The organism is Rheinheimera sp. D18 (assembly GCF_004345025.1).
Taxonomy (GTDB): Bacteria; Pseudomonadota; Gammaproteobacteria; order Enterobacterales; family Alteromonadaceae; genus Alishewanella; species Alishewanella metallidurans.
Genome location: NZ_CP037745.1, coordinates 890,211 through 902,361, shown reverse-complemented (window position 1 = coordinate 902,361; position 12,151 = coordinate 890,211). Strand labels below are relative to the sequence as shown.

At 45.0% G+C, this 12,151-nt stretch carries 10 protein-coding genes and 4 tRNA genes; 6 read left to right on the top strand and 8 right to left on the bottom strand.

Features of this window, described 5'->3' with window-relative positions; all coding sequences use genetic code 11:
* The first annotated feature begins 72 nt into the window (after positions 1 to 72).
* On the top strand, positions 73 to 1,719 hold the full coding sequence (locus E0Z06_RS04355; protein ID WP_132582237.1) for a phosphoethanolamine--lipid A transferase: 1,647 nt from the start codon (positions 73 to 75) through the stop codon (positions 1,717 to 1,719).
* An 88-nt stretch (positions 1,720 to 1,807) separates the two neighbouring features.
* Entirely contained in the window at positions 1,808 to 2,506 is a 699-nt protein-coding gene (locus E0Z06_RS04350; protein ID WP_132582235.1) for a transporter substrate-binding domain-containing protein, read from the top strand.
* Positions 2,507 to 2,547: 41 nt separating this feature from the next.
* On the opposite strand, the gene E0Z06_RS04345 is transcribed toward E0Z06_RS04350, so the two are convergent.
* From E0Z06_RS04345 to dnaQ, 6 genes are all read right to left on the bottom strand, one after another.
* Positions 2,548 to 2,624, bottom strand: a tRNA-Asp gene (locus E0Z06_RS04345).
* Positions 2,625 to 2,662: 38 nt separating this feature from the next.
* Positions 2,663 to 2,739 (bottom strand) — tRNA-Asp (locus E0Z06_RS04340).
* Between the two features lie 25 nt (positions 2,740 to 2,764).
* Positions 2,765 to 2,841 (bottom strand) — tRNA-Asp (locus E0Z06_RS04335).
* 33 nt (positions 2,842 to 2,874) lie between these two features.
* Positions 2,875 to 2,951: transfer RNA gene (locus E0Z06_RS04330), tRNA-Asp, on the bottom strand.
* 108 nt (positions 2,952 to 3,059) lie between these two features.
* Positions 3,060 to 4,508 carry a TIGR03503 family protein gene (locus E0Z06_RS04325; protein WP_132582233.1) on the bottom strand — a complete coding sequence of 483 codons (1,449 nt, stop codon included), beginning with the start codon at positions 4,506 to 4,508 and terminating at the stop codon, positions 3,060 to 3,062.
* On the bottom strand, positions 4,496 to 5,197 hold the full coding sequence (gene dnaQ, locus E0Z06_RS04320; protein WP_132582231.1) for a DNA polymerase III subunit epsilon: 702 nt from the start codon (positions 5,195 to 5,197) through the stop codon (positions 4,496 to 4,498). Before dnaQ ends, E0Z06_RS04325 begins: the two co-directional genes overlap by 13 nt.
* Before the next feature lie 79 nt (positions 5,198 to 5,276).
* Here dnaQ and rnhA point away from each other — a divergent pair, with 79 nt between their 5' ends.
* Positions 5,277 to 5,750 (top strand): ribonuclease HI, encoded by a 474-nt coding sequence (gene rnhA / locus E0Z06_RS04315; RefSeq protein WP_132582229.1) that lies wholly within the window; start codon positions 5,277 to 5,279, stop codon positions 5,748 to 5,750.
* A gap of 99 nt (positions 5,751 to 5,849) precedes the next feature.
* Here the strand turns inward: rnhA and recA are convergent, their stop codons facing one another.
* Together recA and E0Z06_RS04305 are read right to left on the bottom strand one after the other, a co-directional pair.
* A complete protein-coding gene (gene recA, locus E0Z06_RS04310) occupies positions 5,850 to 6,893 on the bottom strand; it encodes a recombinase RecA (protein ID WP_132582227.1) in 1,044 nt (347 codons plus the stop codon).
* Positions 6,894 to 6,955: 62 nt separating this feature from the next.
* A complete protein-coding gene (locus tag E0Z06_RS04305) occupies positions 6,956 to 7,456 on the bottom strand; it encodes a nicotinamide-nucleotide amidohydrolase family protein (RefSeq protein WP_132582225.1) in 501 nt (166 codons plus the stop codon).
* Positions 7,457 to 7,488: 32 nt separating this feature from the next.
* Between E0Z06_RS04305 and mutS the strand changes: the two genes are divergently transcribed.
* The 3 genes from mutS to E0Z06_RS04290 all read left to right on the top strand — a co-directional run bounded on the left by mutS (position 7,489) and on the right by E0Z06_RS04290 (position 12,136).
* Entirely contained in the window at positions 7,489 to 10,077 is a 2,589-nt protein-coding gene (gene mutS / locus E0Z06_RS04300; protein WP_132582223.1) for a DNA mismatch repair protein MutS, read from the top strand.
* Between the two features lie 257 nt (positions 10,078 to 10,334).
* Complete coding sequence (locus E0Z06_RS04295) at positions 10,335 to 11,504, top strand: benzoate/H(+) symporter BenE family transporter (RefSeq protein ID WP_132582221.1); 1,170 nt, start codon at positions 10,335 to 10,337, stop codon at positions 11,502 to 11,504.
* Positions 11,504 to 12,136, top strand: coding sequence for a GntR family transcriptional regulator (locus tag E0Z06_RS04290; RefSeq protein WP_132582219.1), 633 nt, complete (start codon positions 11,504 to 11,506; stop codon positions 12,134 to 12,136). Before E0Z06_RS04295 ends, E0Z06_RS04290 begins: the two co-directional genes overlap by 1 nt.
* Positions 12,137 to 12,151: the final 15 nt, after the last annotated feature.

Genomic DNA, 12,151 nt, shown 5'->3' with positions numbered 1-12,151 from the left:
TACTGAGTTAAGACCCTCTTAAGAAACCGCTTTTACACTACATATATTACAGATTTTATATGCAGTGATCCCATGTCAGCAGATACGCTATCAGTAACCACCACCCCGGCTCGGCCATATAAGAGGCCAGTAGTATCGTCGTTATTAACTAATATCGCTGTTGCTGCGTTACTCACTCTGGCTTTTAATCAAAGTTTTATACACAGCATTTGGCCACTAGGTGATAGCTCGCTCACATTAGTATTGGTAAGCCTGCTGTTTTTCTTAAATCTATTCATTTGCCAATTATTTGGCGTTGGTCGATTACAAAAAACTTGGCTAATCGGCTTACTCTTACTTTCCACTGGCTGCCAGTATTTTATGCTGCAATACGGCATGTTAATGGATAAAAGCATGTTACTAAATGCCTTGGAAACCGATAGCCATGAAGCCTACGGTTTATTTAATTGGGCAATGCTGCCTTATTTTACCAGTTATTTTGTTCTCCCCTCTTTACTCATTATCTGGACTAAGCACCACAAAGTCGGGTCTAAACGCACAGTGCTGCGCTACAGTCTGGCAATGTTAAGTATTGTCGCAATGATTGCTGTTTTAGTAATAACGCAGTATCAAAGCTTTTCTTCATTATTTAGAGAGCACCGTTACCTTAAGCATCAAGCCGTACCCTTTAATATCCTTAATGCGGTTATTGGCACTCTTCATGATAAAACAGCAGTACCAACCAGCCAAAGCTTCGTACACCATGGCGAAGATGCGCAAGTTATTCTCGGCACCGGTAAACCACAGCTAGTTATTATGGTGTTAGGCGAAACAGTACGGGCAGATCATCTAGGCATTAACGGCTACTCACGCAGCACTACACCACGTATTGCTAAACAAAACATTGTCAATTTCGGCGCTATTGATTCCTGCGGTACAGCCACCGCCGTATCTGTGCCTTGTATGTTTAGTTATCTTAACCGCGAAAACTATAACGAAGCATTGGCAAAAAACTCAGACAACTTACTCGACATTCTAAAACGTAGCGGCGTAAAGGTAATGTGGCGTAACAACAATTCCGGCTGCAAAAGCATGTGTGACCGGGTAGAGCAAGATCAAAGCTTTGCCCGTGATGCAAACTGTACGGCTGGCGAATGCTCTGATTTGGTGTTGCTAAATGGCTTAAAACAGAAGTTACTAGCGGAAAAATCAGCGGCTACCCCGATATTTATTGTTCTGCATCAGCAAGGCAACCATGGCCCAGAATACTATAAACGCAGTACAGCAACGCAAAAGCAATTTACACCTGAATGCGAAAGCAACCTACTAAATCAGTGCCAAACCGAGCATATTATTAATGCGTACGACAATGCCATTTTAGCTACCGATGACTTACTAAACGCCACTATTGAGCTACTAAAACAGCTTTCAACTGAGTTTGATACATCTATGCTGTATGTTTCAGATCACGGAGAATCGCTTGGTGAGAACGGTGTTTACTTACACGGCTTACCCTACTGGATGGCACCAGAAGCGCAAACTAAGGTACCGTTACTAATGTGGTTTTCAGCTGAAACAATTAAAAACACGGCGCTAAAAACAGATTGCCTACAACAAAATGCGGCACAAGCAGGCAGCCACGATATGGTATTTGACTCAGTACTTAGCTGGTTGCGCATAGAATCTGGTGCAATAAGACCGACGCAGAATATTTTTCATGGCTGTTATAGTACCGCTTAACATATATTAGACAAAAATTATGCAGAACCGTTGTCAATTGGCAACGGTAAGCTACTATGCTTAATATCTCACAGTATGATAAATAGCTATGCGCATAACACTGATATTACTACTATTACTCGCAAGCTTTACTACTATTGCGGCAGATAATGAAATTCGTATGGGTGTTCATCATTTCCCGCCTTATTTTATTAGCGCTTCAGCCGCTATTTGCAACGGTAGTGCAGTTGACTTAACCCGAGATATTTTACAAAACAAAAATATACAAGTTACTACTGTGTGCGCTACTCCTGCGCGGCTTTATAAAATGCTAGAAACTGGTGAAATAGATTTAACCATCAATATTAAATATACGTTAGCGTTACCGGAAAACGTAAGCTTTATCGAACCACCCTACGCAAGAATGAACTTAGTTTTACTGACACAGGCTGTATCTGTTATGCGTGAGCCACAGCCAACGATAGCGGCAATTCGTAGCTTTGATTACCACGGTCAACGACAAATATTGCAGAATCAGGGGTATAACTTTATTGACTTGCCCGATAGCATTAGCGCTGTAGAAATGTTCTTAAAAGGGCGCAGCAGTGCGCTAATTACCTACGAGGCACCCTTTAATTATTATTTACAGCAACATAATTTAGCATCGACTAAACATTATAAACGTCAATTATTAGAGACTATTAATGGCCACTATGTAGTATCAGACCACTCGCCATATAAAGCCTATATTAGCGAAACTCTGCAACGCTACGCGAGTGACAGACAGCTAAGCTATCTAGCTGATTAAATAGTTTTTAATATTAGAAAAGTGAGTAAAATAAAGTGAAATGGCGGAGCGGACGGGACTCGAACCCGCGACCCCCGGCGTGACAGGCCGGTATTCTAACCGACTGAACTACCGCTCCGCGCTGGAGTGAGCATATGCTCAAGACACTTGTTGATTTGGCGGAGTGGACGGGACTCGAACCCGCGACCCCCGGCGTGACAGGCCGGTATTCTAACCGACTGAACTACCACTCCGCGATCAAACAAAGCTGTAAAGTAATGGCGGAGTGGACGGGACTCGAACCCGCGACCCCCGGCGTGACAGGCCGGTATTCTAACCGACTGAACTACCACTCCGCTGTACACTTTACATATTACACATTACAAATTTGGCGGAGTGGACGGGACTCGAACCCGCGACCCCCGGCGTGACAGGCCGGTATTCTAACCGACTGAACTACCACTCCGCACCAATTACACTGCAGAATTTCATTTGGGTATCCTGCATTGCGGCGGGAATGATACGGATTAGCCGATAGGTCGTCAACTCCTTTTTTGCCGCTTTTGCCTAATCCTTAGTCATCCGGTAGGGTTAGATCTAGAATGTCATCCATATCGTTGTTTTTTTGCACATTATTACTATTTTTCGTTACGTTGCTGTCTTCAGCTTTGTTTGTCGCACTGCTAATCGCAACGTCAACCGGCTTTTTACGCCAAAAGAGTAAATCGGCTATTTTTTTATCTGACATCACAAACCAAATAGCAAAACTGCCACCAACTAAGGTTAATAAATTAACGATAATGACCAAGCCCCAAGGAAACTCGGCTTCCGGTCCGGCTTGCTCGGCCGCGATTTCATCTTTAATTTTTTGCGGTAAATCATCCAATGCAGGCGCTTCAAATACCGGGCGGTTTACCACAAAACTAATTTCCGGCAAGGTGATAGCAAACTCACGGCCATCTTGCATAGTGCCAAACGCCGATACGTCCAAAATATAGCTACCGTGACCGCGGTTACGCAGTTCTAACGTTCTAGGTGTTACGTTAGGTTCATTTAACGCAAACTCCTCTACATCGCCGTTAGGGTAACGTATTCGCCCTTGTAGCAGCACCGTCGCTTTATTTACACTGTCGTCTGTTACACGAAACACAATTTGATGCGGCTTTACTTGTTGTTCTGGCGTCGTTTCATCCGCTGCCACTGCAGCAGTAATATCGGCGGTTATTGGTGCCGCTTTCAATATGACCGGAGTTTGCTCTACTTCACGAGTATACAGTGGTGTACGTACGATATATTTAGGTGTCCATTCACCAGCAATAAAGCGTAGTTGAAACTCACCGGTAAACACACCATCTCTGGCTCGTTCGTCGTAGCCCTTGCCATCATCTCTAAATTGCGCAACCTGCACCACACCACGACCAAAGTTGTCATAATCAGCATTATTAGTGCTGACAAAAATCATTTCTAACGCTAATACATCACGAAAATCTTTAACGTTTATTGGTTGATTAGCATTGGTTAGCCTAGCGGTAATTTTTATGGTTTCACCTACCATTAAATTACTGGGTAAGGGATCGACATTAAGTTTAATGTCAGTTAATACCATAATTCTACTTTCTGGCAACAGCTTACCAACGGCTTGCCAAGGCCCTGGGGTTGGGTTCTTTATTTCAATAAGATCATAACTGCTGGCATCATGCCAACGCACTTTTTGCGCTTCTGCGGTTTGAAAATGAATTTTACTGCCATCAGGACGCACTAATACCGTAGATGCCGAGCCGCGCCGACGAAATAACAATAAAGTAATTTCTTCGACGTTTTCGTCAATGCGAAAGCGATTTTCAAACATCGGGATCTGATTTTTCGTGGGTAAATCGCGCAGCAACTCAAAACCATTACTCAGAGGTTGGTCTAATTCCGACGGTTGTTTATTTTTTTCCTGCAGTAAATCGGCACGTTCGCTAGTTTGCGCTACTAATAACGGACTCAGTAATAAACAGCACAGTATTATTAATCTCGCCACAAGCAACTGCCCCCTTTTTTCTGTACTAAATCAAGCCGCGCATAATGAGCAACTAACTCTGGCTCACTTGCACGTATTACCCTAAGCCCCCCGCTGCGCTTTATTGCTATAGGGTTATCACCGGTATTAGCGCTATCCTGCTCATTTGCTAAGTTTAGGCTAACCTGACCGCCGGTCATTAAAAGATATACGTCGGCTAGTATTTCCGCATCTAATAAGGCGCCGTGCAGTGTCCGGTGGCTATTATTGATATCATAACGGCGACAAAGTGCATCGAGGTTATTTTTTTGCCCTGGGTGCATTTCTCGCGCTAGCAATAAAGTATCAAGAATGGTGCAATATTGCTCTACCGGTGGCAGTTGCGGATGTAATAGCGAAAACTCGTTATTAATAAAACCAACGTCAAACGCGGCATTATGGATGACTAATTCAGCACCTTGAATATAATCATAAAAACTTTTTGCAATAGCTCGAAACTTGGGTTCATCTTTTAATCGCTCATTAGTGATACCGTGTACCGCTACGGCCTCAACATCAATAACGCGCTCAGGGTTAATGTAGACATGAAAGTTGTTGCCAGTAAAACGGCGGTTGATCATCTCAACGCAACCAATTTCAATGATACGATGGCCGTCTTTTGGATTTATACCAGTCGTTTCAGTGTCGAGAATAATTTGTCTTTTAGCCATATTTTTTAACCAGAGTAAGTTTCGTTTTTTCGCATACTTGGGTTAGATTATACGCCGTTTTGCTTTGAGGAAAGGCTTTATGCGTAAAACTGTTGAGATCTACACCGACGGCTCTTGTTTGGGCAACCCAGGACCGGGCGGTTATGGTGTGGTACTGAAGTATAAGCAGCACCTTAAAGAATTAAGTGGTGGCTTTCGTTTAACCACGAATAACCGCATGGAGCTATTGGCGGCTATCATCGGTTTAGAAAGCTTAAAAGATGGCTGCGATGTTGACTTAACAACCGACAGCCAATATGTACGTTTAGGTATTACCCAATGGCTGGCCGGTTGGAAACGCAACAATTGGAAAACCAGCCAGAAACAACCCGTTAAAAATCAGGATTTATGGCAACGGTTAGATCTTGCGACGCAAGCCCACAAAGTTGAATGGCATTGGGTTAAAGGTCATGCTGGACACCCTGAAAACGAACGTTGTGACGTACTAGCGCGCACCGCAGCAGAAGCTAAACCTAGCACGGTTGATACCGAGTTTGAGTTAAAACAGCCTTAACGCAAATACAAACAAGGCTACTGTTTAGGTAGCCTTGTTAAATTTAATTGCCAATATAAAACTTACTATTGGCTTTATTGATCCTTAGTAATACTGATTTTACAAATCAGCTTCAAAGGCTTCAGGTATACTTTCTTCAATTGGCTTCTCACCCGGCTTTAATAATAAACGGCTGCGCAGCTCTTTCTCAATTTCATCCGCTATTTTTGGATTATCAGCTAGATATTTCATAGCGTTGGCTTTACCTTGGCCAATTTTATTACCCTGATAAGCATACCAAGCGCCGGCTTTGTCTACCAAACCTTGTGCGACACCTAAATCAACCAGCTCGCCTAGTTTGTTGATACCAGCACCATATTGAATAATAAATTCGGCTTGTTTAAATGGTGGTGCAACCTTGTTTTTAACTACCTTAACTCGGGTTTCGTTACCAACAATTTCTTCGCCATCTTTAACTGAACCAATACGGCGAATATCTAAGCGCACTGAGGCATAAAACTTAAGTGCGTTACCACCCGTAGTGGTTTCTGGGTTACCAAACATCACACCAATTTTCATACGAATTTGGTTGATAAAAATAACTAGCGTATTAGAACGCTTAATATTACCGGTTAACTTACGTAGCGCCTGTGACATTAAACGCGCTTGCAGGCCCATGTGGCTATCGCCCATATCACCTTCAATTTCTGCTTTTGGCGTTAATGCAGCAACCGAGTCGACAACCACTACATCTACCGCAGCAGATCGTACCAGCATGTCGCAAATCTCTAATGCTTGCTCGCCCGTGTCTGGTTGCGACACCAACAATTGGTCAACATTTACGCCTAACTTCTTAGCATATACCGGGTCTAGCGCGTGCTCAGCGTCAATAAAAGCGCAGGTTTTACCGGCTTTTTGTGCTTCAGCAATAACCTGCAACGTTAAAGTGGTTTTACCTGACGACTCTGGGCCGTAAATTTCTACAATACGGCCATAAGGTAAGCCACCTATACCAAGTGCAATATCTAAACCTAACGAGCCAGTAGAAACTGCAGCTATATCTAGCGCTGTGCTATCGCCCAGACGCATAATAGAGCCTTTACCGAATTGACGTTCAATTTGACTTAAGGCGGCGGTAAGGGCTTTTTGTTTATTATCGTCCATTTTTATATCCAAGGTTGCGCCGGGCATGCCGGACCATTAACACTGTATGCTCGTACAGTACTCTACTGTATAACTGCTGTCAACAGTTCGATACTTTGTTTAAGAGCATAATCTATTGCTTGTTGTCTTACTTGTTGCCGATCACCAGTAAACACTAAACGTTGAGTCGCTAACTGTCCATTAAGGAAAAAGCCAAAACACACTGTGCCTACCGGTTTGTACTCTGAACCCCCATCTGGCCCGGCTATACCCGATACCGCAATAGCTAAATTCGCGTTAGCGGCTTTAGCAGCACCCTCGGCCATTTCACGCACAGTGTCTTCACTTACCGCACCAAACTGCAGCAAGGTTGCACTGCGTACGCCAAGTAATTGCTGCTTGGCTTTATTGCTGTAAGTGATAAAACCTCGATCAATATAGGCCGAACTGCCGGCCACCGCCGTAAGCCAATAACCAATGCCACCACCAGTGCACGATTCTGCAGTGGTTATCGTCCATTTTTTCCGTAATAATAGCTGGCCTAATTCTGTCGCCAGCTGCAGGCTATCTGCTGCGACCGTCATATTTTATCCAACAAGGAATTTAGAACAGCATTATGCCGTCAGACCAGAAAATGGAGCAAGCGTTAAGCGCACATACGCCGATGATGCAGCAGTATTTAGGCATTAAAAGTGAGCACCCCGATATTTTGTTGCTATATCGTATGGGCGATTTTTACGAGCTGTTTTTTGATGATGCCAAACGCGCTGCGGCATTACTAGATATATCGCTGACCAAGCGCGGCCAAAGCGGTGGCTTGCCTATTCCTATGGCTGGCGTACCTTACCATGCCATAGAAGGTTATTTAGCCCGCTTAGTACAATTAGGCGAGTCGGTGGCTATTTGTGAGCAAATTGGTGACCCAGCCACCAGCAAGGGCCCCGTTGAACGCAAAGTAGTGCGTATAGTGACTCCGGGCACGGTAACCGATGAAGCCCTGTTAAATGAACGCCAAGATAACTTGCTCTGTGCTATTAGCCAATTGCGGGGGCAATTCGGTTTGGCCCAATTAGATTTAAGTAGTGGCCGTTTTTTATTAAATCAAGTAGATAATTTTGACGATTTGGCTGCGCTATTACAGCGCTTAAACCCCGCCGAATTATTATATCCAGAAGATTTTTCTCAGCCGTTGTTGCTAGAGAAACGCAAAGGCGCGCGCCGCCGACCCATTTGGGAATTTGAACTGGCTACAGCAAAACGTTTATTATGTCAGCAGTTTGGCACTAAAGATTTACTCAGTTTTGGTGTTGATGAAGCTCCTGTGGCCATTATGGCTGCTGGCTGTGTTATGCAATACGTTAAAGACACCCAGCGCGCCGCACTGCCACATATTCGTGCTATTGCACTTGAACGTGCGCAAGACAATATTGTATTAGATGCCGCTACTCGGCGTAATTTAGAGCTGACACAAAATTTAGCCGGACATTACGAGCATACCTTAGCGGCCGTGTTAGACCACAGCCAAACAGCCATGGGCTCACGCTTATTAAAGCGTTGGATCCATGCTCCACTACGCCAACAAACACAAGTAAATGCGCGGCTTAATGCCGTTGCTGAGTTATTTAAGCATTACGAGCAATTACAGCCGCAATTAAAACATATTGGCGACATTGAACGTGTTATCGCCCGCTTAGCACTACGAAGTGCCCGACCACGTGACTTTGCCCGCTTACGCCAAGCGCTGCAGCAGCTACCCGAGTTAGCACCAAAGCTTAGCCTGTTGCAAAGCCCGTTGTTACAACAAATTAGCCAAGCAGCTAAGCCACTGCCAGCACTATGCGAGTTGTTAGAACGTGCCATTGTTGAAGCGCCGCCGGTGCTTATTCGCGATGGTGGTGTTATTGCCAACGGCTATAACGCCGAGCTAGACCAATGGCGGGCGCTAGCTGAGGGCGCAACCGACTATTTAGACCAACTAGAACTGCGCGAGCGTGAGCGTACCGGTATTGCCTCGTTAAAAGTGGGCTTTAACCGCGTGCACGGTTATTACATTGAAACCGGCCGCAGTGCCGATACTAAAGTACCAGCGGAATACATTCGCCGACAAACACTAAAAAATAATGAACGCTATATTATTCCTGAGTTAAAAGAATACGAAGACAAAGTACTTGGTAGCCAAAGCAAAGCATTAGCACTTGAGAAGCAGTTATACGAGCAGCTATTTTTACTGACTACACCATTTTTAGCACAACTGCAGCAATTAGCACAAACTCTGGCCGAGTTAGATGTGTTGTGTACTTTTGCCGAGCGCGCCGATAACTTAAATTACTGCCAGCCAAAGTTAACCAGCACTACTGGCATTATGCTGCAACAGGCAAGGCATCCAGTGGTAGAGCAAGTATTAACCGAGCCCTTTATTGCCAACCCATTAAATTTACATGCTCAACGGCGTATGCTAATGATTACCGGCCCCAACATGGGTGGTAAATCAACCTATATGCGCCAAACCGCGCTGATTGTTTTAATGGCCTATATTGGTTGTTTTGTGCCCGCAGACCAAGCAGAAATTGGCCCGATCGATCGTATTTTCACTCGAATTGGTGCATCAGATGATCTGGCCTCAGGCCGTTCGACCTTTATGGTTGAGATGACCGAAACTGCAACCATTTTGCATCATGCTACCGAACATAGCTTAGTATTAATGGATGAAATTGGCCGAGGCACCAGCACATATGATGGCCTTAGTTTAGCCTGGGCCTGTGCTGATTATTTGGCAACAACAATAAAATCATTGACCTTATTTGCTACCCACTATTTTGAGTTAACCGTGCTAGCAGATCAATTGCCAGCACTGGCTAATGTGCACTTAGATGCCATAGAGCACGGTGATGATATTGTATTTATGCACCAAGTTCAGGACGGTGCTGCTAGCAAAAGCTTTGGTTTGCAGGTTGCACAATTAGCTGGCGTACCTAAAGCCGTTATCCAGCGGGCACGCCTTAAACTTAGCGAGCTAGAACAGCACAGCAACACTGCGGTAGCAAAAACGACAGCCACACAAACGATAGCTACAACTGTGCAGCCTCAGTTGAGCTTACTAGAAGCCGAACACCCGATAGTAGAGCAATTACGAGATATTAACCCTGATGATTTAAGCGCCCGTCAGGCGTTAGAGTTGCTGTACCAACTAAAAAGTCAACTCTAGCTAGAATAGCTAGAATCGGTTTGTTCAAAGCCGACCGTTGAAGCCCTGGATGGGCGGAAACGAGCCTACATGGACGTATTTACGGCGTGTTGGCGTGAACAAACCGATTCGGCACGCCACACTGCGCTATACGCATTCAACATACACTTACTTACCGTCTACTCTGCCGTATTTAATTTAATATTACTCTGCTTGCTTGCCCCTGTAAAAATGTATACATTTAAAATTAAGTATATTTTTTATAGTGCAAATACCCTATGCCCATTAAAGATCTAAATCTATCTGCGGTAGTCGCCGGTTTTGTCGCCGTGTTGGTCGGCTTTGCCAGCTCAGTTGCTATTGTGCTGCAAGCTGCTGAAGCTGCAGGGGCCACACCGGAAATAATGGCATCGTGGTTACTTGCGCTAGGTATTGGCATGGGCGCTACCTGTATCGGCCTATCTTGGTATTACAAAGCGCCAATTGTCACGGCTTGGTCCACACCGGGTGCGGCATTACTTGCTACCAGCTTGCAAGGTTTGACTATTAACGAAGCTGTCGGCGTATTTATGTTTGCTGCGGTATTAGGCGTAATTATTGGTATTAGCGGTTGGTTTGATAAACTGACTCGACTGATCCCGCTGCCACTAGCCAGCGCCATGCTTGCTGGCATATTGCTGCAATTTGGTTTAAGCATTTTCACCTCATTACAAACCCAGTTATGGTTAGTCGGCATAATGTGTATTAGCTATTTATTAGCTAAACGTTTGGCGCCGCGCTATGCAATTTTATGGGTACTGTTAGCAGGATTAATCACCGTAGTACTACAAGGTCAATTTAACTATCATTCAGTAATACTTAGCTTTACCACGCCAGTATGGGTTACACCGCACTGGTCATTAAGCGCATTGCTGGGTGTAGGTTTACCGCTCTTGCTAGTCACCATGGCATCACAGAACATTCCTGGTGTTGCGGTAATTCGTACCAGTGGTTATCAAACGCCGGTTTCTCCACTTATTACTGTGACCGCAGCTTCTACGCTGCTGCTTGCACCTTGGGGTGCCTTCTCGCTGAACTTAGCCGCCATTACCGCCGCAATTTGTACTGGGCCTGAAGCGCACCCAGACAAAACTAAACGCTATGTTGCCGGCATTGCTGCTGGAGTATTTTATCTGCTAGCGGGCTTGGCAGGTGCGACTGTCGTCGCGTTGTTTGCCGCCTTTCCTAAAGAAATGATTGCCGCACTGGCGGGGCTTGCGCTGCTAGGCACTATAGGCGCTAATTTAGCCGTTGCTACAGCAGAAGGTGAGCACCGCGAAGCGGCCGTAGTTACCTTACTGGTAACAGCTAGTGGCGTGAACTTTTTTGGCATTGCCGCCGCATTCTGGGGCATTATTGCCGGCGGTATTACGTTACTACTGGTTAATGGCTTTCGCCGGAGACTCTAATGCTTAAAAAGCAGCAGCTATACCAACAGTTAAAACGCGATATTCAATTGCAGCACTGGCAACCTAGCGCCGTGCTTACGCAGCAGCAATTAGCAGAATATTATAATGTTAGTCGGATTGTAGTGCGCGATGCCTTGCAACAACTCATAAACGAAGGCTGGCTACAAAGCCATGGTAAAGCCGGTATCAAGGTGTCTAATTTCACGGTAGCTGAAGCCAACGAGTTATGCTTATTGCGTTTACAACTTGAACCCCTGGCGTTACAGCTGGCTGCAGAAAACCTTAATTTCAGCATTTTAGGACAAGCCGAAGATCTGTTGGCTGCTATCGACAATAATACTCAGCTATCGGCTTTTGAGCGTGGTGATTTAAATTGGCAGTTTCATCGACGGCTATATCAAGAATGCCACAAACCGCATTTGCTGCGCTTGCTCGATCAGTTGCACCAACAAGTATCTCGCTATATCGGCTATCAAGAACAAAGCATGTGTTACGCAAACACTAGCGCGACTGAACACCGACAGCTAATTACATTGTTGCGTGCAGGCAGCATAGATGCAGCGTGTACGCTACTACGCGAACATATTACAACCGCTACCGACGCGCTAATTCAGTATCTAACAAAAACATAAAGCGCCGATCGACGC

Excerpts from the sequence above, each read along its gene's own strand:
- E0Z06_RS04355 (WP_132582237.1), top strand. The coding sequence starts at position 73 with ATGTCAGCAGATACGCTATCAGTAACCACCACCCCGGCTCGGCCATAT.
- E0Z06_RS04350 (WP_132582235.1), top strand. The coding sequence starts at position 1,808 with ATGCGCATAACACTGATATTACTACTATTACTCGCAAGCTTTACTACT.
- dnaQ (WP_132582231.1), bottom strand. The coding sequence starts at position 5,197 with ATGGCTAAAAGACAAATTATTCTCGACACTGAAACGACTGGTATAAAT.
- rnhA (WP_132582229.1), top strand. The coding sequence starts at position 5,277 with ATGCGTAAAACTGTTGAGATCTACACCGACGGCTCTTGTTTGGGCAAC.
- recA (WP_132582227.1), bottom strand. The coding sequence starts at position 6,893 with ATGGACGATAATAAACAAAAAGCCCTTACCGCCGCCTTAAGTCAAATT.
- E0Z06_RS04305 (WP_132582225.1), bottom strand. The coding sequence starts at position 7,456 with ATGACGGTCGCAGCAGATAGCCTGCAGCTGGCGACAGAATTAGGCCAG.
- mutS (WP_132582223.1), top strand. The coding sequence starts at position 7,489 with ATGCCGTCAGACCAGAAAATGGAGCAAGCGTTAAGCGCACATACGCCG.
- E0Z06_RS04295 (WP_132582221.1), top strand. The coding sequence starts at position 10,335 with ATGCCCATTAAAGATCTAAATCTATCTGCGGTAGTCGCCGGTTTTGTC.
- E0Z06_RS04290 (WP_132582219.1), top strand. The coding sequence starts at position 11,504 with ATGCTTAAAAAGCAGCAGCTATACCAACAGTTAAAACGCGATATTCAA.